This is a genomic window from Sinorhizobium sp. BJ1, assembly GCF_002531555.1.
In the GTDB taxonomy this organism is placed as follows: Bacteria; Pseudomonadota; Alphaproteobacteria; order Rhizobiales; family Rhizobiaceae; genus Sinorhizobium; species Sinorhizobium fredii_B.
This window is the reverse complement of record NZ_NWTH01000024.1, coordinates 64,471-86,782: the sequence shown is the minus strand read 5'-3', so window position 1 is coordinate 86,782 and position 22,312 is coordinate 64,471. Positions and strand designations below refer to the sequence as shown.

Below are 22,312 nucleotides of genomic sequence, written 5' to 3'. Positions count from 1 at the left end.
CGACACTCCCCAAAACCGCTCCACAGTTTTGGCGACATGCACAGATGGCTGGCAATGACGGAACCTTCGCGGTACATGACGGGGGAGATTTTCGAATTGCGGGACCCCATACAGAAGATGCAGCCGGAAGAACAGTTCTCCTGTGGCGTCGTCGTCGTCGCCGCCGGCCGCGGCGAGCGCGCCGGCCAATCTGCGGACGGGCCAAAGCAGTACCGCACGATCGGCGACCGTCCCGTTATCGCGCATACACTTGACATTTTCGCGACATGGCCGGGCACCGGCCCGATCGTCGTCGTCATCCATCCCGACGACGAGGCGCTTCTCGCCGCGGCACTCAAGCGGATGACCTGCCCGATCGCGGTGTCGGTCGTCCACGGCGGTGCAACGCGGCAGCTCTCGGTTCTTGCCGGCCTCGAAGCGCTCGACAAGGCCGGCGCCCGACACGCGATGATCCAGGACGCAGTGCGTCCGTTCACCGACCACGCCTTGCTCGACCGCTGCCGCGCAGCGCTCGAGGGCGGCGCCGAGGCGGCACTTCCGGCCATCGCTGTCGCCGATACGCTGAAACGGGCGACGGACGGCCGCGTTGTCGAGGAGACGGTGCCGCGGACCGGCCTCTACGCAGCCCAGACACCGCAATGCTTCCGCCTCGAGGCGATCCTTGCCGCCCACCGCGCCGCAAGCGCCAGCGGCCGGAGCGACTTCACCGACGACGCATCCATCGCCGAATGGGCCGGCATGCCGGTCGTCCTCGTCGAAGGTGCGGTCGAAAACGTCAAGCTCACCCTTCAGAGGGACCTATCGATGGCCGATGAAAGGCTGACCCGCCACGCAATTCCCGACGTGCGCACCGGCAACGGCTATGACGTGCACCAGCTCGTCGAGGGCGACGGCGTCACGCTTTGCGGCGTCTTCATACCGCATGACCGCAGGCTCTCCGGCCATTCCGATGCGGACGTCGCGTTGCATGCCTTGACCGACGCGCTGCTTGCCACCTGCGGCGCCGGCGACATCGGCGATCACTTTCCGCCCTCCGACCCGCAGTGGAAGGGCGCGCCGTCCCGCATCTTCCTGGAACACGCGGCACGCATCGTGCACGAACGCGGCGGCACGATCACCAATGCGGACGTTTCGCTGATCGCGGAGGCGCCGAAGGTCGGCCCCCACCGCCAGCAGATGCGCGAGAATCTTGCCGCCATGCTCGACATTGCGCTCGACCGCTGCTCGGTCAAGGCGACCACCAACGAGAAGCTCGGCTTCGTCGGGCGCGGGGAAGGCATCGCCGCCATCGCCACGGCAACGGTCTTCTATGCGCCAGGGACCAAAGCCTGATGTGGCCGGCCGACATCGAAGCGGCGGCGCGCGCCGTCATTGCCGACTTCACCGCGCGCGGGCAGAAAGTCGCCACCGCCGAATCCTGCACCGGCGGCCTGATCGCTGCGGCGCTGACCGAGATCGCCGGCTCGTCCATAGTCGTCGACCGCGGCTTCGTCACCTATTCCAACGCGGCGAAAATCGACATGCTCGGGGTTAAAGCCGCGACGCTCGCGGCTCACGGTGCCGTTTCCCGCGAGATTGCCGCGGAGATGGCGCGGGGCGCCGTGTCCCGCTCCGGTGCCGATCTAGCGGTCGCTGTCACAGGTATCGCAGGCCCGAGCGGCGGCTCGGCCGAGAAGCCGGTCGGGCTTGTCCACCTCGCTGCGGCGGGGCGGCAAGGCTCGTTCATTCACCGCGAGATGCGCTATGGCGATATCGGCCGCGACGCGGTGCGCCTGGCAACGGTCAGAACGGCGCTCGATCTCCTCAAGGAGATCGCTCAGGCGCCGTAGATCGCGTCGGCGCGTTTCTCGAAGGCTTCGGAAAACATGCGGAAGGCGCGGTCGAACATCGAGCCCATCAGGGCGCCGAGAATGCGGCTCTTGAACTCGTAGTCGATGTAAAAATGCACGATCGACTGGTTCTCGTTGAGCGGCTCGAAACGCCAGACGTTGTCGAGATACTTGAACGGCCCCTCGATGTAATTGACATCGATCATCCGCTCGGCCGGCTTGAGCAGCACCTGCGTCGTAAACGTCTCGCGGATCGCCTTGTAGCCCACCGTCATGTCGGCAAGCAGCAATGCCTTGCCGTCGCGTTCCTTGCGGGAGCGCACGCTCAGCGCCTCGCAAAGCGGCAAAAATTCCGGATAGCGCTCGACTTCGGCGACGAGATTGAACATCTGCTCGGCAGAATGCTTGACGACGTGGTTGGTTTCAAAATGCGGCATGATTTTTGAGTTAAGGCCGCAGCGCGAGAAGATCAAGAAGAAGGCGCACTTGTGCCTTCATAATTGCAACCACCCGAAGCGACAGTGCCACGCTTAGGTCTTGAAACGCGCCGCCTCCTCAGACCCGCGGGTCGCATCCCCCGCGCTGTAGGAGTGTGCGCCGGCGCCCGCCAGCTTGCCGCCTGCGACAATCAGATATTCCTCGCGGATCGGCCGGCCTTCGAACCAGCACTCCAGAATCTCTCGCGTACCGGCAGCATAGCGTGCCTGGGCGGATAGCGACGACCCCGAAATATGCGGGGTCATGCCGTGATGAGACATCGATCGCCACGGATGTTCCTTGGGCGGCGGCTGCGGGAACCACACGTCGCCGGCGTAGCCAGCGAGTTGGCCGCTCTCCAGCGCCCGCGCAACGGCATCGCGATTGCAGATCTTGCCGCGCGCCGTGTTGACCAGATAGGCGCCACGTTTCATCTCGGCGATCATCGCCTCGTCGAAGAGATTTTCCGTTTCCGGATGGAGCGGCGCGTTGATCGTGACGACATCGCAGACGGGCACCATTTCTGCTGCCGTCTGGTGGAAAGTAACGCCGAGTTCCTTTTCGACCGCGTCGGGGAGCCGGTGGCGGTCGGTGTAGTGCAGCTTGACGTCGAACGGCTTCAGCCGACGCAGCACCGCGCTGCCGATCCGCCCGGCGCCAACCGTGCCGATTTCCATACCCTCGATATCGTAGGAACGCGCGACGCAGTCGGCGATGTTCCAGCCGCCTCTCACGACCCACTGGTAGGAGGGGATATAGTTCCGCGCCAGGCTGAGGATCATCATGACCACATGTTCGGACACGCTGATCGAGTTGCAGTAGGTCACCTCGGCGACCGTCATGCCGCGGTCTATCGCGGCCTGAAGATCGACATGGTCCGAGCCGATGCCGGCGGTGATCGCGAGTTTCAGCTTGTTCGCCTTGGCGATCCGCTCGGCGGTCAGGTAGGCCGGCCAGAAAGGTTGCGATATCACGATGTCGGCGTCGACGAGCTCACGTTCGAAGACGCTGTCTGGACCATCCTTGTCCGACGTCACCACCAGGCTATGTCCCTGGCCTTCGAGGAACGTCCTCAAGCCGAGCTCTCCGGAGACGCTGCCGAGGAGCGTACCCGGCTGAAAATCAATGGCCTTCGGTGTGGGAAGCGTCTGGCCGCCGGAGTAGCTCTCAAGCTTCGGCAGCCCATCCCGCGCATAGGCGGTGGGATATCCCTCGACCGGATCGTCGTAGAGGACGCAAACGACCTTTGCCATTTCCATTTCCCTTCACTGGAAGCGAAGAGGAAGGCAGGTGACTCCTTCAAAGCCGGTCAATTCGGACGAACAGCAGGGCGATATGCTCGGTTGAATTATCTGTGGCCAGCAGGGTCGCTCCCGGCGCTCCCATCTTCTTCAATTCGTACCCACTCTTAAGAAGGTGGAGAAGCAGGACACGGTTTCAAGTAGCGCCAAATGTCGCATGGGACAGAAACTCCGGATAGGGCTCGACATCGAGGTCGACCATCTATTCGGCCGAATGTTTGACGATGTGGTTGGTTGCAAAATCCGAGTTAGGACTGCAGCCGAGAAAATCGAGGAGAAGTCGCATTTGTGCCCGGCTTCTTATCTGCAAGACGGGAACCCGGTGCTCCTTGAGGCCCGCGGCAATTATCGGCGCGTATCTGCGTTCGAACGTCCATATGTAACGCACGAACTCCCAGTTCACTCGTTCGGGGCAGCCGTCGGCCATTTCCGGCCGCGCTTGCCCACGCCATTGCAGCCAACGGCGTAAGGCTCCCGATAGGCAAAGCAGACGCGGCATCCGGACCCAAATGACAATTTCTGTGCGCGGCAGTCTCAGATCGAAGCTCGATGAATTGGTTCCGTCCATGATCCATTCCGGCTCGTCGACCCTGGCCGTGATCATTGCCCTTTGTTCGGCACGCGGCCTCGAAACCCAACCGGGTAGCCAGAAAAACTCTCGGTCCATCGAAACGAAAGGCAGATCAAATCGTGTGGAGAGCCTCCGCGCCAATGTGGTCTTGCCGCCGCCCGAGCAGCCGACGACCAGAATGCGCTTTGCACGGGAAAGGACGGACGCCGCCTCCGCAAGATCGGCGAGATAGTTCACCATTCCACCTCCAAGACAAAAGAGCCGCGGCGTCGAAACGCCGCGGCCTTTCCTTTGGCGATGGCCGGCGGACTATTCCGCTGCGGCCAGCAGCTTCTTCTCGCGCGCCGTCTTCAGCCGGGCGAAATCGTCGCCGGCATGGTGCGACGAGCGGGTCAGCGGGCTCGACGCAACCATCAGGAAGCCCTTGGTGTAGGCGACCGTCTCGTAGGACTTGAACTCCTCGGGGGTCACGAATTTCTCGACCTTGTGATGCTTGCGGGTCGGCTGCAGGTACTGGCCGATCGTCAGGAAGTCGACGTCGGCGGTGCGCAGGTCGTCCATCAGTTGCAGCACCTCGTTCCGTTCCTCGCCGAGGCCGACCATGATGCCGGACTTGGTGAACATCGTCGGATCGAGTTCCTTCACCCGCTGCAGCAGGCGGATCGAATGGAAATAGCGCGCCCCCGGACGCACGGTCAGATAATTGGAAGGAACGGTCTCGAGGTTGTGGTTGAAGACGTCCGGCTTGGCGGCGACGACCCGCTCCAGCGCGCCGGGCTTCCTCAAAAAGTCCGGCGTCAGGATTTCGATCGTCGTCGTGGGCGAGGCCTCGCGGATCGCAACGATCACCTTCTCGAAATGCTCCGCGCCGCCGTCCTCGAGGTCGTCGCGGTCGACCGAGGTGATGACGACGTGGCTGAGGCCCATCTGCTTGATCGCCTTGGCGACGTTGGCGGGCTCGTCAAGATCCAGCGCGTTCGGCTTGCCGGTCGAGACATTGCAGAAGGCGCAAGCGCGCGTGCAGATCTCGCCCATGATCATGAAGGTGGCGTGCTTCTTGTCCCAACATTCGCCGATGTTCGGGCAGCCGGCCTCCTCGCAGACAGTGACGAGCTTGTTGCCCTTCACGATCGAGCGGGTCTCCATATAGCCCTTTGAGGTCGGCGCCTTGACCCGGATCCAGTCCGGCTTGCGCAGCACCTCGGTATCCGGCCGGTGCGCCTTTTCCGGGTGGCGAACGCGTTCAGCCCGATCCGATACCGCATCGAAAACCGTTACCATCTGTCTTCCTTCATCGCATCGAGCAAGCGGCCGGAGGCCGTTGGTTTTTCGATCTATATAAACAGCCAGACATGAAAAGTCAGGCCGTCATTTGCATGGCAGCCTGACCGCAATTGGATGGCGGATATATTTCTACCCGCGGACGGCGCGCCCCGCGGCAATCAGCAGGCAGGCGCCAATGAAGCCGACGATCAGATAGGCGATCCAGCCGGTATAGGCCATGCCGAATGCCGCCAGGATGAAGTTCAAGACGACCGCGCCGATGATGCCGAGAATAATGTTCATGAACAGCCCCATTTGGCTGTTCATGAATCTCTCCGCCAGCCAGCCGGCCAGCCCACCGATGATGATCGCTGCCAAAATACCCACGCCGTTCACGCTCATGACGACCTCCGCCCACTGAAGATGCTACGCAATCAATGCGTGAGTATACCGTAAGTTCCGGACGGCCGCACGACATCAGGCGTTCAGCACTTTTCCGTAGGCGTCGAGTACGCTTTCCTTCATCATTTCCGAGAGTGTCGGATGCGGGAAGATCGTGTGCATCAGCTCTTCCTCGGTGGTCTCCAGGTTCATGGCGACAACGAAGCCCTGGATGAGTTCGGTGACTTCCGCACCGACCATATGAGCGCCGAGCAGTTCGCCGGTCTTCTTGTCGAAGATCGTCTTGATCAGGCCTTGGTCCTCACCGAGCGCGATCGCCTTGCCGTTGGCGCCGAAGCTGTAGCGGCCAACGCGGATGTCGCGGCCGAGTTCCTTGGCCATTGCCTCGGTAAGACCCACCGAAGCGACCTGCGGGTCGCAATAGGTGCAGCCCGGGACCTTGCTTTTGTCGAGCGCATGGACGCCCGGCACGCCGGCGATCTTCTCGACGCAGATCACGCCCTCATGCTCGGCCTTGTGCGCCAGCATCGGCGGACCGGCGACATCGCCGATCGCATAGATTCCGGCGACGTTCGTCTTGCCATAGCCGTCGGTGACGATGCAGCCGCGCTCGGTCTTCACGCCGAGCGCCTCGAGCCCGAGGTTCTCGATGTTGCCCTGAACACCGACGGCCGAGATCAGGCGGTCCGCCTTGATCGGCGTTACCTTGCCGTCCTTAGTCTCGACATGAGCCGTGACGTCGTTGGCACCCTTCTCGACCTTGGTGACCTTGGCGTCGGTGAAGATCTTCAGGCCGCGCTTCTCGAGCAGCTTGCGTGCAAGGGCGGAAATCTCGGCATCCTCGACCGGCATCACCTGCGGCAAGAGCTCGACGACCGTGACATCGACGCCCATGGAACGATAGAAGCTCGCGAATTCGATACCGATGGCGCCGGACCCCATCACCACCATCGACTTCGGCAGTTCCTCGGGCTTCATCGCCTCGAAATAGGTCCAGATCAGCTTGCCGTCCGGCTCGATACCAGGGAGAGCCCGCGGCCGCGCACCGGTCGCGATGATGATGTGCTTGGCCGTGTAGGTGCCCTCGCCCTTGACGCCCTTCGGCACCGGGTTCTGCGGCTGGACGGCCGGCTTCGACGGCGCGCCGACAACGATCTCGCCGGGCTTCGTCAGCTTGGCCTCGCCCCAGATCACGTCGATCTTGTTCTTCTTCATGAGGAAGGCGACGCCGCCGTTCAGGCGCGCCGAAACGCCGCGCGAGCGGGCCACGACATCCGTGACGTTGGCGGTCATTTTGCCTTCGAGTGTCAGGCCGTAGTTCTTGGCGTGATTGGCATGGTCGAGGATCTCGGCGGAGCGCAGCAGGGCCTTGGTGGGTATGCAGCCCCAATTGAGGCAGATGCCGCCCAGGTGCTCGCGCTCGACGATCGCCGTCTTCAAGCCCAGTTGCGCCGAGCGGATGGCGGTGACATAGCCGCCCGGGCCCGAACCGATAACGATGACGTCGTAATTCTCAGCCATGTGTTTCCTACCTTTGTTTCAAGCGACCTTGCGGGTGAAGAGCACCCAATCATGTTTCCTGCTGTCTTCGAAGAGCGGCACGGCTGCAGCGCGCGTCACCTCTTCGAAGCCGTTCCTCTTGTAAAGCGCCTGCGCCTTCTCATTGTGGCTCTCGGTGATCAGGCTCACCGGCGCCTCGCGAGCGCGGACAAATTCGTTTTCGAGCAGCGCCCGGCCGATCCCCTTGCCGCGATGCGCCCTGTAGACGCCGAGGCTGTCGATGAACCAGTGGCCGACAAGCTCTCTCTGGATCGCAAGCAGCGGCACGAGCACCGGGTGTTTCGGCTCGATATCCCGCACCGATGCATCGATCCCGTAAGATACCGAAACGCCGACAATCTCATCTTCGAGGACGGCGACGACCGCATCGCGCCAAGTGCCGAGCCCGCTATCCTGACGCATCCGGTTCCGGCCGTGTTCGAAAGCGGTATCCGACGATTTGCTCAACACGCCGCCGTACCACAGCCAGGAGGCAAAGCCGTGCGAGGCTACATCGACGAGGATCGCCAGTTCCGCCGCTTCGCTTCGCTGCGCAGGTCTCAGGGTCGCGCCAGCCACCATCGTCAAAGCCCGAGCATCATCCGCACGACCGGCTCCACGCCCCGGCCGATCGCGCGCGTATTCTCGGCGTCGAGATGAACCCCATCGAGCGGCGTCGTCCGGGCGACCGAGCCGGCATCGAAGAAGCCGCAATCGAGTTCGTCGGCAAGATCGCGATAGAGCGACGCCAGCATCGCCGACTGCTCGACGCCGCCGGCAAACATGGCGGCAAAGGCGCCGTTGGCGGTCTCGCAAAGCGGCGGCGGCGAGACGACGAGGATATCCGGCCCCTCCTCCGTCTGTACGGGCCAATCGTGCCGGCGGACCAGGCGAACAAGACGCTCGATGCCCTTGACGGCGCCGAAGGCCGTGCCGTGAATTATCGGCTTCATGTCGTTCGAGCCGAGCATGAAGATGATGAGGTCGAGCGGCGCGTGGCTGTGCAGCACGGTCGGCAGGACACGCGCGCCGTTGCGGTCGCAATCGGCGAGATGATCGTCATAGGCCGTGGTGCGGCCGTTCAGTCCTTCGGTAATGACGTTGACGCCGGCGCCGAGCGCCTTCTGAAGCAGTGTCGGCCAGCGATTTTCCAAAGCGTGCCGACCCGGACCCTCCGCGTCATAGCCCCAAGTCAGACTGTCACCGTAGCAAAGGACTGTCTTCATCTGCCTACTCGCATGTCAGGGAAGGGACGGACCGGCGTGACGCCGGTCCGGATCGCATCAGACAAGCATGCCCATCGGGTTTTCGATGTAGCGCTTGAATGCGCCGAGCAATTCGGCACCGAGCGCGCCATCGACGCAGCGATGGTCGGTCGACAGCGTCACGGTCATCATGTTGGCAATGACCATCTCCTTGTTCTTGACGATGACGCGCTCCTCGCCGGCACCGACCGCGAGGATCGTTGCATGCGGCGGGTTGACGACGGCGGCGAAGTCCTTGACGCCCATCATACCCATGTTGGAGACGGCCGTGGTGCCGCCCTGGTATTCCTCAGGCTTCAGCTTGCGCTCCTTGGCGCGCTTGCCGAGATCCTTCATCTCGTTTGAGATGGCCGAAAGGCTCTTCAGCTCCGCCTGGCGGATGATCGGCGTGATCAGCCCGCCCGGGATCGACACGGCAACGCCGACATCGGAATGCTTGTGCTTGACCATGTTGCTGTCGGTCCAGGAGACGTTCGCATCCGGAACGTCACGCAGCGCCAGCGCCAGCGCCTTGATCACCATGTCGTTGACCGAAAGCTTGTAGACCGGCTTGCCGTCCTTTTCGGGCGCAGCCGTATTGAGCTGGGCACGCAGCGCCAGCAGCGCATCGAGCTGGCAATCGAGGGAAACATAGAAATGCGGGATCGTCTGTTTCGATTCCTGCAGACGCTTGGCAATCGTCTTGCGCATGCCGTCATGCGGCACGAGTTCGTAGGAGCCCGGCTCGAACAGCTTGAGGACGGCGTCTTCCGACATGCCCTTGGCAAGCGGCGCGGCAGCCGGTGCTTGAGCGGCAGCCGGTGCCGCCGGCTTGGCGATGCCGCCCGACACGGCAGCTTCCACATCCTTCTTGACGACGCGGCCATAGGGACCGGAACCGGCAACGGCGGAGAGGTCGATGCCTGCTTCCTTGGCAAGACGCCGGGCCAGCGGCGACGAGAAGACGCGCTTGCCGTCACCGGCCGCTGCCGGAGCCGCCGATGCAGCCGGAGCAACGGGGGCTGCGGCCGGTACCGGAGCCGCGGCGGGCGCCGCCGGAGCAGGTGCTTCCGCCTTCGCGGCAGACGCCGGCGCGGCTGCGCCATTGCCGCCCTTGGCAGCCGTTGCGACATCTTCGCCGTCAGCAGCCAGGACAGCGATCAACGCATTGACCTTGACACCTTCGGTGCCGGCTGGAACGACAATCTTGGCGACAGTGCCTTCATCGACGGCTTCGACTTCCATCGTCGCCTTGTCGGTCTCGATCTCTGCGATGACGTCTCCGGACTTGACCTTGTCGCCTTCCTTGACCAGCCACTTGGCGAGATTGCCTTCTTCCATGGTCGGCGAGAGGGCAGGCATTGTGATGTTGATTGGCATCGAACGTCCCTCTCTTATTTGTAGCAGACGGCTTTCACCGCATCGACGACCTCGGCGACGTTCGGCAGAGCAAGCTTTTCAAGGTTGGCCGCATAGGGCATCGGCACGTCCTTGCCGGCGATCGTCAGGATCGGCGCATCGAGATAATCGAAGGCCTGCTGCATGACGCGGGTGGCGATCTCGGTGCCGACGGAGGACTGCGGGTAGCCTTCCTCGACGGTGACGAGGCGACCGGTCTTCTTGACGGATTCGATGACGGTCGGCAGGTCCATCGGGCGGATGGTGCGAAGGTCGATGACTTCGACATCGATGCCCTGTGACTCGAGCTCGGCTGCGGCCTTGACCGCATAGGTCATGCCGATGCCGAAGGAGACGACCGTCACGTCCTTGCCGACGCGATGAATACGCGCCTTGCCGATCGGCAGGACGAAATCGTTGAGTTTCGGCACTTCGAACGACTGGCCGTAGAGGATTTCGTTTTCGAGGAAGATGACGGGGTTCGGATCGCGGATCGCGGCCTTCAACAGGCCCTTCGCATCCGCCGCCGTGTAGGGCATGACGACCTTCAGGCCGGGAATGTGGCTGTACCAGGCGGCATAGCACTGCGAGTGCTGGGCGGCGACGCGGGCCGCAGCACCGCTCGGCCCGCGGAAGACGATCGGCGCGCCCATCTGGCCGCCGGACATATAGAGCGTCTTGGCGGCGGAGTTGATGATCTGGTCGATCGCCTGCATGGCGAAGTTGAACGTCATGAATTCGACGATCGGGCGCAGGCCCGTCATCGCCGCGCCGACGCCAACGCCGGCGAAGCCATGCTCGGTGATCGGCGTGTCGACGACCCGGCGCGGGCCGAACTCCTGCAGCAACCCTTGGGTGATCTTGTAGGCGCCCTGGTATTCGGCGACCTCCTCGCCCATGACGAAGACGTTGTCATCGGCGCGCATTTCTTCGGCCATGGCATCGCGGAGCGCTTCGCGGACCGTGATCGTGACCATTTCGGTTCCGGCCGGAATCGCCGGATCGGCGGGAATTTCGGCCTTCGGCTGAGCCGCGACGGGGGCAGCGGCCGGCGCCGGAGCCTCGACCGCTGCCGGCTTCGGCGCTTCCGTCTTGGCAGTGGCGATATCGCCGGCGGCCTCGCCGTCCTGGAGCAGCACGGCGATCGGCGTGTTGACCTTGACGCCTTCGGTGCCGGCGGCGATCAGCAGCTTGCCGATCGTCCCTTCGTCGACGGCTTCGACTTCCATCGTCGCCTTGTCGGTCTCGATCTCGGCGATGACGTCGCCGGAGGACACCTTGTCGCCCTCGTTCTTCAGCCACTTGGAAAGCGTGCCTTCCTCCATCGTCGGGGAAAGGGCAGGCATGAGAATTTCTACTGGCATATTCGTCCCTCCCCGGATCAAAGCAGGATGTCGGTGTAGAGCTCGGATACATCCGGCTCGGGATCAGACTGGGCAAAATCGGCGCTGTCCGCAACGATGTCGCGAACCTCCTTGTCGATCTGCTTCAGCTCGTCCTCGCTCGCCCAGCCCTTTTCGACAAGGCGGGCCTTCACCTGCTCGATTGGATCATGTTCCGAGCGCATCTTCTGCACTTCGTCCTTCGAGCGATATTTCGCCGGGTCGGACATCGAGTGGCCGCGGTAGCGGTAGGTCAGCATCTCGAGGATGATCGGCCCCTTGCCGGAGCGGCAATGTTCGACGGCCTCGTCGGCTGCCGCCTTGACGGCACGCACGTCCATGCCGTCGACCTGATAGCCGGGAATGCCGAAGGAAGCGCCGCGCTGCGAGAAATCGGTCTGCGCCGAAGCGCGCGACACGGAGGTGCCCATCGCATAACGATTGTTCTCGACGATGTAGATCACCGGCAGCTTCCAGAGCGCTGCCATGTTGAAGCTCTCATAGACCTGGCCCTGGTTGGCGGCACCGTCGCCGAAATAAGCGAGGCTGACATTGTCGTTGCCGCGATACCTGTTGGCGAAGGCCAGACCGGTGCCGAGCGAAACCTGGGCGCCGACGATGCCGTGACCACCGTAAAAGTGCTTCTCCTTGGAGAACATGTGCATCGAGCCGCCCTTCCCCTTGGAAAGGCCGCCACGGCGACCGGTAAGTTCGGCCATCACGCCGCGGGCGCTCATGCCGCAGGCGAGCATGTGGCCATGATCGCGGTAACCAGTGATGACCTGATCGCCTTCCTTCAGCGCCAGCTGCATGCCGACGACGACAGCTTCCTGGCCGATATAGAGGTGACAGAAGCCGCCGATGAAGCCCATGCCGTAAAGCTGGCCGGCCTTCTCCTCGAAACGCCGGATCAGCAGCATTTCGCGGTAGGCTTTGAGTTCAGCTTCTTTGGAGAATTCGGCGATCGTGCCGCCGGTGAAGTCCTTCTTAGCCGGCTTGGCAGCGGTCTTGCGGCCGGAGACGGACGCGGTTTTTCGCGGAGCCATTCATTCCTCCCAATGGTTAGCCTTTGGTGGGCTACCATAGGGAAAGAAGAGCGCCACAGCAATGACATATTTGCATGGCTATTATTCAGCTTAACTGAATGATTTTAAAGGGCTATTCTCCATTAACCGAATTTAAGTTAATTCGCCGATCGATGAAAAATGACGATCTCGTCGCTACGCGACATGTTGAGCGCGAGGCGAGCCTTCTCATCCAGCATGTCTCTTTCCAACGAACCGTCACTCATCAGCACGACCTCCTTTTCTAGGATTTGCCGCCTCTGAGTGAGCTCGTCGAGCCGTGCCTGCCGCTCGGCGATCTGGCGGTCGAACTCCTCCGTCGCCGTCAAGCCGTAACCGCCATGGATCGAATGATAGCCGAAGTAAGAAAGAAAGGCGACCGCGATCACCGGCACTACCAGCCGCCCCAGTCTCCGCTTCTTGTGATGCCGTGTCCACATCGTCAATGCCCTGCTACGCAATACCAAGGCAGGTTAACGTCGATTGATTAACCGACCGTTGACCATGAATGGCAAGGAAAAGGAAACCCGCCGGCCGGGAGGCTGGCGGGTTCGAAAATTGGCGCTGACGCCAGTGGTAGCGATCAACCGCGCAGGATCAAGCGGCCGGCGTACTCCGCCTGCAGGCCGAGCTGCTCCTCGATACGGATCAGCTGGTTGTACTTGGCGAGCCGGTCGGAACGGGCCAGCGAGCCGGTCTTGATCTGACCGCAATTGGTGGCAACCGCGAGATCGGCAATCGTCGAATCTTCGGTCTCGCCGGAACGGTGCGACATGACCGCGGTGTAGCGCGCCTTGTGCGCCGTCTCGACGGCATCGAGCGTTTCGGAGAGCGAACCGATCTGGTTGACCTTGACGAGGATCGAGTTGGCGACACCCATCTTGATACCGTCGCGCAGCCGCGCCGAGTTGGTGACGAACAGGTCGTCGCCGACGAGCTGGCACTTGTTGCCGATGAGATCGGTCAGGGCCTTCCAGCCGTCCCAGTCGTCTTCGGCCATGCCGTCTTCGATCGAGATGATCGGGTACTTTGCGGCAAGCTCGGCGAGGTATTCGGCCATTGCGCCCGGCTCGAGCGTCCGGCCTTCGCCTTCGAGCACGTATTTGCCGTCCTTGAAGAATTCCGTCGAGGCGCAGTCGAGCGCGACATACATGTCGTCGCCCGGCTTGTAGCCGGCTTTTTCAATCGACTTCATGATGAAGTCGAGCGCCGCCGGTGCCGAAGCGAGGCCCGGCGCGAAGCCGCCCTCGTCGCCGACATTGGTGTTGTGGCCTTCGGCGGCGAGCTGCTTCTTCAGCGTGTGGAAGACTTCCGAACCCATGCGGACGGCGTCCTTCAGGGTCTCGGCGCCGACCGGCATGATCATGAATTCCTGGAAGTCGATCGGGTTGTCGGCATGCGCCCCGCCGTTGATGATGTTCATCATCGGCACCGGCAGGAGATGCGCGTTCGGGCCGCCGACATAGCGGTAGAGCGGCAGGCCGGCAGCTTCCGCCGCGGCCTTGGCGACGGCGAGCGACACGCCGAGAATGGCATTGGCGCCGATGCGCGACTTGTTCGACGTGCCGTCGAGCTCGATCATCGTCTTGTCGATCTGGATCTGGTTCTCGGCATTGAGACCGCCGATCGCTTCGAAGATTTCGCCGTTGACCGCATCGACGGCGCGCTCGACGCCCTTGCCGAGGTAGCGGGTGCCGCCGTCGCGCAGTTCCACTGCTTCATGCGCGCCGGTCGAAGCGCCCGAGGGAACGGCGGCGCGGCCGAAACTGCCGTCTTCGAGATGGACATCGACCTCGACGGTCGGGTTGCCGCGGCTGTCGAGAATCTCGCGGCCGATGATGTCGATGATTGCAGTCATGATCTCTTCCCTGCTTGTGGACGATGATGATGGTGGGCCTGTCTTAATTCATGGCCCTGAAATTACAATGGCGCGCGGCGCCGGAAGCATGGCGAGCCATCGCCCTTCATGAAAATTTCACGCTGGGCGACACCGCGCCTCATTCAAGCCTTGGCGATCGCGTCGAAGGCGAGCAGCTTTTCAAGGAGCCGCGGCATGTCCCTGAGCGGCACCATGTTCGGGCCGTCGGAGGGGGCGTTGTCCGGATCCTCATGCGTCTCGATGAAGAGGCCGGCGATCCCCACTGCAACGGCTGCCCGCGCCAGAGTTTCGACGAATTCGCGCTGACCGCCGGTCGAGCCACCCTGCCCGCCCGGCTGCTGCACCGAATGGGTCGCGTCGAAGACCACCGGCGCTCCGAGCGCCGCCATGATCGGCAGCGAGCGCATGTCGGAAACGAGCGTGTTATAACCGAAGGAGGCGCCGCGCTCGCAGAGAAGGACGTTCGGGTTGCCGCTCATTGTAAACTTGGCGAGCACGTTCTTCATGTCCCAGGGCGCAAGAAACTGGCCCTTCTTGACGTTGATCGTCCTCCCGGTCTTGGCGGCAGCGACGAGCAGATCGGTCTGGCGCGACAGAAAGGCGGGGATCTGCAGAATATCGACGGTCTCGGCGACTTGCGAGCACTGTTCTTCGGTATGGATGTCGGCCAGCACCGGAAAGCCGAATTCGCGCTTGAGATCGGCAAAGATCTCCATCGCCTTTTCAAGGCCGATGCCGCGCTTGCCCGAAAGCGAGGTGCGGTTTGCCTTGTCGAAGGAGGATTTGTAGACGAGGCCGAGACCGAGCGACCTGCAGAGCTCGACAAGCTTGCCGGCCATCATGAAGGCGTGCTCGCGGCTTTCCATCTGGCAGGGGCCGGCGATCAGGGTCAGCCGCTCCTTCTGCGAGAACACCACCTGGCCGGTACCTTCGCCGACGACAACCCTTGATTTCGTTTCCATCATCACACTCCAAACGCGAAGATCACTCCCTGCCCCGGCGCTTCCGGGACAATGAGGCGTCCGCCCATTTCTGCAAATTCGATATCGTTCTGCGCGAACAGCGCGCGCGTCGCTTCCAGGTCGGCGACGCGGAACACCACGGCACGGCCGCGCAAGCCGCGTTCGGACGCGCTGACGGAGCGGCCGTAGAAGGCCTCCATGCCTGCCGGGTTCAGCACCGACAGCTTGGCGCTGCCGGCCTGGATGTCCATGCCGAAGGAATGGGCCGAGACTTCGCGCTCATCGACGGCTTCCTGCAGCAGATATTGGAAGTCTGTCGGATTGGGCTCCGAGAGAACCACTTCGGCGATACCGGTCACACCATTCTGGTGGTTGGCGAGCGCGCTGTCGATCGGCAGGGCGCGGATCCGCTGGCAACTGAACAGGAAGAAGTCGGGCGCGCGCAGGTCGGCGGCAAAAGCCAGCCTGAAAGAGCCGAGCCCTTCGCGTCCGTCCGGCAGACGCATGGGCCGCGAGAATTCCAGCATCTCGCCGCCGGAGATGCCGCAGGACCGATAGCGGATGTGATCAGCGGCGGCATCCGGCGTCCCGAGCACGATTGAGGATAGGCCTTCCGGACCCTGCCGGAAGCGGAACGCATGGTCGCGCGCGACAAAGGCATTGCCGGCAAGGGCGGCAGCCTCGCATTCTTCGCGGGAAGCGATGGCGAGTGGCTCCAGATAGGTGTTGTCGGAAAAGAAGACGCAGGCGTTCTCCGTGCCGAAGGGATGACGTGCGTCATCGGCAACGGTGAAGCCGAGATCGGAGAGGCGCTGCCTTGCCCGCCCGAGTTCCGCAACCGGCAGCACGAGATGATCGAGCGGGCGGGCGGTGCGCGTGGGCAGGCTCATGGCGGTTTCCCTGATGACCGGTTTGCCGCTGTTTGCAACTTTTGACCGTCGATTGCAAGCGGCAGGAGGACCGGAGTGCCAGCAGCCACTGGCAGTTATAAGTGCGGCCGGTCCCTGGGGAACCGGCCGCGAAAGGATCGGCATCATCCGAAAAGAGCGAGGCTACACCAGCCGCGATTGTTCGAGCGCCGCTTCGATGAAGCTCGCAAAGAGCGGGTGCGGTTCAAGAGGCCGGGACTTCAGTTCCGGATGGTACTGCACGCCGATGAACCACGGATGGTTATTGTACTCCACCGTTTCCGGCAACACACCGTCCGGCGACATGCCGGAGAAAACCAGGCCGCAGGACTCCAGGCGATCCTTGTAGTCGACATTGACCTCGTAGCGATGGCGATGGCGTTCGAAGATGTCTGTCGATCCGTAGATTTCGGCAATCTTCGTGTTCTGCTTGAGGGTCGCACGATAGGCGCCGAGCCGCATGGTGCCGCCGAGATCGCCGGAGGCCGAGCGTTTCTCGAGAGCGTTGCCCTTCACCCACTCGGTCATCAGGCCGACGACCGGCTCCTTGGCGGGGCCGAATTCGGTCGACGACGCCTTTTCGATGCCGGCAAGATTGCGTGCGGCTTCGACCACCGCCATCTGCATGCCGAAGCAGATGCCGAAATAGGGCACCTTGCGTTCGCGGGCAAAGCGCGCCGCGTTGATCTTGCCTTCCGAACCGCGCTCGCCGAAACCGCCGGGAACGAGAATGCCGTGGACCTTCTCGAGATAGGGCGCCGGATCCTCCTTTTCGAAGACCTCCGATTCGATCCATTCGAGCTTGACCTTGACGCGGTTGGCGATGCCGCCGTGATAGAGCGCCTCGATCAACGACTTATAGGCGTCCTTCAGGCCGGTATATTTGCCGACGATCGCGATCGTGACTTCGCCTTCCGGGGTGCGGATCCGGTGCGCCACATTCTCCCAGGCTTCCATACGCGGCTTCGGTGCCGGCTCGATGCCGAAGGCGGCGAGCACTTCGTTGTCCAGCCCCTCCTTATGATAGGCGATCGGCACGTCGTAGATCGACGCCACATCGAGGGCCTGGATCACGGCCGATTGCCGCACATTGCAGAAGAGCGACAGCTTGCGGCGCTCCGCTTCCGGAATCTCGCGATCGGCGCGCACGAGCAGAATGTCGGGATGAATGCCGAGCGCCTGCAATTCCTTGACCGAATGCTGGGTCGGCTTGGTCTTCAGTTCACCCGCCGCCGGAATGTAAGGCATCAGCGTCAGGTGGACGTAGACGGCGGTGCCGCGCGGCAGGTCGTTACCGAGCTGGCGGATCGCCTCCATGAAGGGCATCGCCTCGATATCACCGACGGTGCCGCCGATCTCGCAGATGACGAAATCGTAATCCTCATTGCCCTCGGTGACGAAGTTCTTGATTTCGTTGGTGACGTGCGGGATCACTTGGACCGTCGCGCCGAGATAGTCGCCGCGCCGCTCCTTGTCGATGATGTTCTTGTAGATCCGCCCCGTGGTGATGTTGTCGGTCTTCGTCGCCGAACGGCCGGTGAAGCGTTCGTAGTGGCCGAGATCGAGGTCGGTTTCCGCCCCGTCATCGGTGACGAACACTTCGCCATGCTGCGTCGGGCTCATGGTGCCCGGATCGACGTTGAGATAGGGGTCGAGCTTGCGCAGCCTCACGCGGTAGCCACGCGCCTGCAGCAGAGCTCCGAGAGCAGCCGCAGCGATGCCTTTTCCGAGGGAGGAGACCACGCCGCCAGTGATGAATACATATCGCGCCATGGGAGTCACCGGATACCTTTTCACAAACGATTCCGCCACCGAAAAAACTCGTCTTCCCGAATTTTTCCGTTTTTCGCCGCGGCAGATTTCACACAAAACAAAACCGGCGGATGAAACATCCGCCGGCGGTTCTTCTGAATTTCGACCTTACTGGCCGCTCGGAACTTGCGATCCGGTATTGCCGTTGGCACCGGGGGCCGGGGCCGGGGCGGTCGGCTGAGCAGCCGGAGCTTGAGCGGGCTGAGCCGCGCCGTCTGCCGGAACCGTGCTGCCTGCACCGTTACCGGTCGCGGGGGCCGTCGTGTTCCCACCGGCCGGCGCCGTCTGGCCGCCGCCGAGCGAATCAAGCACGCCGCCGCTTGAGCTCGTGCCCGGAATACGCTCGAGAATGTCGGTTGCCTGCGGCTCGTAACGCGCCAGGATACCCATCCCAAGTGCAAGGCCGAAGAACAGGAAGGCGAGAATCGCCGTCGTGCGGGTCAGTGCATTGGCCGTGCCACGGGCGGACATGAAGCCCGAACCGCCGCCGATACCGAGACCGCCACCTTCGGAACGCTGAATGAGGACGACGCCGATCAGGGCAACGACGACCATGAGATAGATGACGAGGAGTACGGTCTGCATCAGCTTCCAGTCCTGCCCTCTTCGGGGCATTCGAATCGAACGATCGCGGCCACGTAGCGGGCCGCGTCCAAATTTCGCGCCTCTTTATACCAAGCAGGCGGCTATTCCAAGCCCCTGCCAGCCCGACGCGGCGATCACGCAGTCAATTCTTCATAGGCCCGGTAGATGGCGAGGAAGTCTTCCGCTTTCAAGCTGGCGCCGCCGATCAGCGCACCGTCCACATTGGCGACGCCCATCAGTTCCTTGGCATTTGATGGCTTGACGGAGCCGCCGTAGAGGATGCGCATCTTGCCGCCCTCGGCGCCGAAGCGCGAGACAAGTTCACTGCGCATGAAGGCATGCGCCTCTTCCACATCTCCCACCGTCGGCGTCAGGCCCGTGCCGATCGCCCAGACCGGCTCATAGGCGATCACGGTATTCTCCGCTGTCGCGCCATCCGGCAGGCTGCCGGCGAGCTGGCGCCTCAGGACGTCGAGCGTCTTGCCGCTCTTGCGTTCTTCTTCGGTCTCGCCGATGCAGACGATAGCGACGAGTTCCGCCACGTAGGCGGCTTCGGTCTTCGCCCTTACCAGCGCATCGGTCTCGGCATGATCGGTGCGGCGTTCGGAGTGGCCGACGATGACATGCGTGCCGAAGCAATCGGCGATCATCTCAGCGGAAATCTCGCCCGTGTGGGCGCCCGACTGCTTCTGGTGGCAGTTCTGAGCGCCGATCATCAGCGGACTGTCGTCGCAAAGTGCGGTTGCAACATAAAGCAGCGTCGCCGGCGGGCAGATCAGCGTCTCCACTTTGGCGGAAAGTTCGCCCTTGACGCCCTCGGCCATTGCCTTGATCTGGTCCAGCGAAGCACGCGTACCATTCATCTTCCAGTTGCCGGCAACCAGCGGGCGGATATCGGGCGTCATGAAACTTCCTCCGGGATCAGGCCTCTTGGGCAAGCGGCCTAGCAAATCGGTCGGGCAATTGAAAGCACCTGGCACGCAAATTCCGGTCCGACCAACGGCCAGCAGTACGGGTGACGCGCTAGTGACGCCCGATGCCGGGGCGAATTTGGACAGCAACGTTTTCGAATAAAACCGCGGCTTCGAGCGTCTCACGTCAGCGGAAACAGCCCACCGGCACTCCCAGGCGAGTTGGCTAAGTCGTCCAATGCTGCGCAATAGCGAGAGTGGTTTTGGAACGGTAACGATCGTCCTGCACTGGACGATCGCGCTGCTCATCCTCGGCCTGATGCTGATCGGCTTCGTCATGCGGCGCACCGAGATCGATCCGGCGCTGCAGTTCTCGCTCTATCAGTGGCACAAGTCGTTCGGCTTCACCGCGTTCGGGCTCGCGCTCCTGAGAACAATCTGGTGGCTGGCGGAACGAACCCCGCCGCCGGTCCCAGGGCTCCGCCCGCTTGAACATGCCGCGGCGCGCGAAACGCACAGGATGCTGATCATCCTCGGCTTGCTGACGCCGCTGGCCGGCTGGGCTGTCGCCTCCGCCTCGACATTGAACATCCCGAGCTTCTACTTCGACATCCTCGTCATTCCGCACCTGCCGCTGCCGCAATCGGAGAGCTCGGAAGCTTTTTGGGCCTTCGCCCACGCACTGCTTGCCTATGTCATGCTCGCTCTGGTGGCCATCCACGCTGCGGCGGCGCTCTACCACCAGTTCGTCCGAGGCGACGCGGTATTGATCCGCATGCTGCGCTCCGGCTTACGGTCGAGCAATGCGGGCGCAGCCGATGATGGTCGAGAAACCCATGAAGCCGTTGCTGGAAGGAAATGATCCATGATCGCTCCACGCAACCTTGCACTGAAGGCGACCTTCGCACTGATCACTGTCGCTCTGCCGGCTCGCGCGCAGGCCCCGTCCCTTGCGGACGCGGCTGGCAGCTACAGCATCACCAGTTCCTCGCGCATCCAGTTCACTGTCGGGCAGACGGGCGGCGGCGGCATCGCCGGCAACTTTGCGAAGTTTTCAGGCAGATTCCGGATAGACGGCGGCAATGTCGGGCGGTCGTCGGTCGAGTTCACGCTCTATCCGGAGAGTGTCAGGGCGAGAGAGCGCCGCATCGAGAATTTTTTGCGGTCCAGCGCCGTCTTCGACACAGCCAACTATCAGACGGTGACCTTCCGCTCCACCAGCGTGACACAGACCGGACCCGATAGGGCGACCGTCGAGGGTACGCTGACGGCGCGCGGCAAGACGCGGAAGGAACGCTTCGCCGTCACCCTGACCGACTGGGACAAACGCTCGATCTCCTTCACCATCCGCGGCAGCATCCGCCGTGCGCCCTATGGCATGGACGTCGGCACACCCATTTATTCCAACGTCGTCGAGTTCGACATGGACATACGGGGACTGAGGCGTTGACCGTTCTCAGTTGTTGAGTGCGAGCGCGGTGCGTCTCCAGAAATCGGAGGCTATTGCCGGATCGCGCAATGCTTCGAGCTTTCGCCACGACGGAAAAGATGCCTCGAAGGCTGTGGGACTCATGCGAAAATCCTTGCTCGGGTTCACCGCGCCGCCGACCTCGATGACGATCCGGTCGAGCGCGTCGAGCAATCTGACGGTCGCTTCGCCCTGATTGGCGAAGTCCATGGTGAGGGAAAAGCCCGGCCGGGGGAAGGAGAGAATTCCTCGCCCTGCCGCGTCTCCGAAACGGTGCAGAGCGGTCAGGAAGGATGCGTGGCCGTGCCTGCGCGCGGTCTCCAAGAGGCGGATCGTGGTCTGCTTCGCATTCTCGGCCGGATAGACGCTCTGGTGCTGACAAGGCCCTTGGCGCCCGTAAAGCCGGTGCCAGGCACCGAGCCGGTCGATCGTATGGAAGTAGGACGTCCATGTCTCTGTCGAAACCGTTTCCCCTGGCCTTTCCCGGCGAAAGCGGAATTCGTTGAGCGCCTTCAGCATCACGGAATTCAACGGGTTGAACGGTGGAGACAAGGGAAACGCGAGCTTCGGTCCCTTGGGTATGTCCGGATATTCGCAAGATGCGTCGGCATGGTCGGCAGCCCAGAGCACACCCCTGCCCGCCCGGCGACCGGTCGCAAGCTGATCGATCCAGGCGACGGAATATTCGTGCTCCTCACCGACGCGATCGATGAGGGTGAAATAATCGGCGAAATTTTCGAAGCGAATCGCATGCTGCTGGACGTGCGGCGACGGAACTTTCATCAGCCGCAGCTCGACGTCGAGGATCAGCCCCGTCAGTCCCATTCCGCCGATCGTGGCAGTGAAGAGCTCGGCGTTTTCCTCGGCGGAGCAAGTCAGGCGTTCGCCGTCCGAACGTAGCAGCGTCAGCCGCCGGACGTGATTGCCGAAAGAGCCCCGGGCATGATGGTTCCTGCCGTGGATGTCGCTGGCGACGGCGCCACCGGCCGTGACGAGACCCGTTCCCGGCGTCACGGGCAGGAAGAAGCGATGCGGTATCGCCTTGACGAGAATGTCGCTGAGTGTAGCGCCGGCCTCGCAGGTGATCACCCCGGTTCCCGGGTCGAAGGCCAGTATGCGGCCGTGCTTGGCGCTGTCGATCAGCGTGCCGCGATCATTGCGCCAGACGTCGCCGTAGCTAAGGCCATTGCCAAAGGGCAGGTACGCCATCGGCGCGATGGTGCCCAGCCGATCCTCATAGTCGTCGGGCGAGATCGCGCCGCGGGGCCGCTTCTCCGTCCGCCACCAGTGTTCGAATTTGTCGATGCTCATTCCAGG

At 62.7% G+C, this 22,312-nt stretch carries 23 protein-coding genes; 4 read left to right on the top strand and 19 right to left on the bottom strand.

Annotated features, from left to right (window positions below; translation table 11 throughout):
• Positions 1-117 precede the first annotated feature (117 nt).
• Together CO676_RS25020 and CO676_RS25015 are read left to right on the top strand one after the other, a co-directional pair.
• Entirely contained in the window at positions 118-1,332 is a 1,215-nt protein-coding gene (locus CO676_RS25020) for a bifunctional 2-C-methyl-D-erythritol 4-phosphate cytidylyltransferase/2-C-methyl-D-erythritol 2,4-cyclodiphosphate synthase (protein ID WP_179875637.1), read from the top strand.
• Positions 1,332-1,829: a CinA family protein gene (locus CO676_RS25015; RefSeq protein WP_014764192.1), complete on the top strand. Its 498-nt coding sequence runs from the start codon at positions 1,332-1,334 to the stop codon at positions 1,827-1,829. The genes CO676_RS25020 and CO676_RS25015 overlap by 1 nt, the downstream gene beginning before the upstream one ends.
• On the opposite strand, the gene CO676_RS25010 is transcribed toward CO676_RS25015, so the two are convergent.
• The 18 genes from CO676_RS25010 to tpiA form a co-directional block, all read right to left on the bottom strand.
• Positions 1,817-2,266: a type II toxin-antitoxin system RatA family toxin gene (locus CO676_RS25010; protein WP_014764191.1), complete on the bottom strand. Its 450-nt coding sequence runs from the start codon at positions 2,264-2,266 to the stop codon at positions 1,817-1,819. The genes CO676_RS25015 and CO676_RS25010 overlap by 13 nt on opposite strands.
• 93 nt (positions 2,267-2,359) lie before the next feature.
• Positions 2,360-3,559: an NAD-dependent formate dehydrogenase gene (locus tag CO676_RS25005; protein ID WP_179875634.1), complete on the bottom strand. Its 1,200-nt coding sequence runs from the start codon at positions 3,557-3,559 to the stop codon at positions 2,360-2,362.
• A gap of 250 nt (positions 3,560-3,809) precedes the next feature.
• Positions 3,810-4,418 (bottom strand): AAA family ATPase, encoded by a 609-nt coding sequence (locus CO676_RS25000; RefSeq protein ID WP_097523046.1) that lies wholly within the window; start codon positions 4,416-4,418, stop codon positions 3,810-3,812.
• A 69-nt stretch (positions 4,419-4,487) separates the two neighbouring features.
• The gene (lipA, locus tag CO676_RS24995) at positions 4,488-5,459 is read right to left on the bottom strand and encodes a lipoyl synthase (RefSeq protein WP_097523045.1); all 972 of its coding nucleotides are present in this window, start codon (positions 5,457-5,459) and stop codon (positions 4,488-4,490) included.
• A gap of 132 nt (positions 5,460-5,591) precedes the next feature.
• A complete protein-coding gene (locus CO676_RS24990) occupies positions 5,592-5,843 on the bottom strand; it encodes a GlsB/YeaQ/YmgE family stress response membrane protein (protein ID WP_014764187.1) in 252 nt (83 codons plus the stop codon).
• Positions 5,844-5,918: 75 nt separating this feature from the next.
• Complete coding sequence (gene lpdA, locus CO676_RS24985) at positions 5,919-7,364, bottom strand: dihydrolipoyl dehydrogenase (RefSeq protein ID WP_097523044.1); 1,446 nt, start codon at positions 7,362-7,364, stop codon at positions 5,919-5,921.
• An 18-nt stretch (positions 7,365-7,382) separates the two neighbouring features.
• Positions 7,383-7,964 carry a GNAT family N-acetyltransferase gene (locus CO676_RS24980; protein ID WP_097523043.1) on the bottom strand — a complete coding sequence of 194 codons (582 nt, stop codon included), beginning with the start codon at positions 7,962-7,964 and terminating at the stop codon, positions 7,383-7,385.
• 2 nt (positions 7,965-7,966) lie between these two features.
• The gene (locus tag CO676_RS24975; protein WP_014764184.1) at positions 7,967-8,608 is read right to left on the bottom strand and encodes an SGNH/GDSL hydrolase family protein; all 642 of its coding nucleotides are present in this window, start codon (positions 8,606-8,608) and stop codon (positions 7,967-7,969) included.
• Positions 8,609-8,665: 57 nt separating this feature from the next.
• Positions 8,666-10,006: a pyruvate dehydrogenase complex dihydrolipoamide acetyltransferase gene (locus CO676_RS24970; RefSeq protein ID WP_097523042.1), complete on the bottom strand. Its 1,341-nt coding sequence runs from the start codon at positions 10,004-10,006 to the stop codon at positions 8,666-8,668.
• Positions 10,007-10,020: 14 nt separating this feature from the next.
• Entirely contained in the window at positions 10,021-11,388 is a 1,368-nt protein-coding gene (locus CO676_RS24965; RefSeq protein ID WP_014764182.1) for a pyruvate dehydrogenase complex E1 component subunit beta, read from the bottom strand.
• A 17-nt stretch (positions 11,389-11,405) separates the two neighbouring features.
• On the bottom strand, positions 11,406-12,452 hold the full coding sequence (gene pdhA, locus CO676_RS24960; RefSeq protein ID WP_097523041.1) for a pyruvate dehydrogenase (acetyl-transferring) E1 component subunit alpha: 1,047 nt from the start codon (positions 12,450-12,452) through the stop codon (positions 11,406-11,408).
• Between the two features lie 137 nt (positions 12,453-12,589).
• Positions 12,590-12,910: a septum formation initiator family protein gene (locus tag CO676_RS24955; protein WP_097523040.1), complete on the bottom strand. Its 321-nt coding sequence runs from the start codon at positions 12,908-12,910 to the stop codon at positions 12,590-12,592.
• Positions 12,911-13,053: 143 nt separating this feature from the next.
• The gene (eno, locus tag CO676_RS24950) at positions 13,054-14,328 is read right to left on the bottom strand and encodes a phosphopyruvate hydratase (protein ID WP_097523039.1); all 1,275 of its coding nucleotides are present in this window, start codon (positions 14,326-14,328) and stop codon (positions 13,054-13,056) included.
• Positions 14,329-14,471: 143 nt separating this feature from the next.
• The gene (kdsA, locus tag CO676_RS24945; protein WP_179875633.1) at positions 14,472-15,314 is read right to left on the bottom strand and encodes a 3-deoxy-8-phosphooctulonate synthase; all 843 of its coding nucleotides are present in this window, start codon (positions 15,312-15,314) and stop codon (positions 14,472-14,474) included.
• Positions 15,314-16,201: a VOC family protein gene (locus tag CO676_RS24940; protein ID WP_014764177.1), complete on the bottom strand. Its 888-nt coding sequence runs from the start codon at positions 16,199-16,201 to the stop codon at positions 15,314-15,316. The genes kdsA and CO676_RS24940 overlap by 1 nt, the downstream gene beginning before the upstream one ends.
• Positions 16,202-16,363: 162 nt before the next feature.
• Positions 16,364-18,001, bottom strand: a complete 1,638-nt coding sequence (locus tag CO676_RS24935) for a CTP synthase (protein WP_280952047.1) — start codon at positions 17,999-18,001, stop codon at positions 16,364-16,366.
• Between the two features lie 138 nt (positions 18,002-18,139).
• Positions 18,140-18,616, bottom strand: a complete 477-nt coding sequence (gene secG, locus CO676_RS24930) for a preprotein translocase subunit SecG (RefSeq protein WP_097523036.1) — start codon at positions 18,614-18,616, stop codon at positions 18,140-18,142.
• A 134-nt stretch (positions 18,617-18,750) separates the two neighbouring features.
• A complete protein-coding gene (gene tpiA / locus CO676_RS24925; protein ID WP_014764174.1) occupies positions 18,751-19,521 on the bottom strand; it encodes a triose-phosphate isomerase in 771 nt (256 codons plus the stop codon).
• Between the two features lie 244 nt (positions 19,522-19,765).
• On the opposite strand from tpiA, the gene CO676_RS24920 reads away from it, so the two are divergent.
• Together CO676_RS24920 and CO676_RS24915 are read left to right on the top strand one after the other, a co-directional pair.
• Positions 19,766-20,389, top strand: a complete 624-nt coding sequence (locus CO676_RS24920) for a cytochrome b (protein ID WP_097523035.1) — start codon at positions 19,766-19,768, stop codon at positions 20,387-20,389.
• Between the two features lie 3 nt (positions 20,390-20,392).
• Entirely contained in the window at positions 20,393-20,977 is a 585-nt protein-coding gene (locus CO676_RS24915) for a YceI family protein (protein WP_014764172.1), read from the top strand.
• 6 nt (positions 20,978-20,983) lie between these two features.
• Here CO676_RS24915 and CO676_RS24910 read toward each other — a convergent pair whose 3' ends face one another.
• On the bottom strand, positions 20,984-22,306 hold the full coding sequence (locus tag CO676_RS24910; protein ID WP_179875632.1) for an FAD-binding oxidoreductase: 1,323 nt from the start codon (positions 22,304-22,306) through the stop codon (positions 20,984-20,986).
• Between the last annotated feature and the right edge of the window lie 6 nt (positions 22,307-22,312).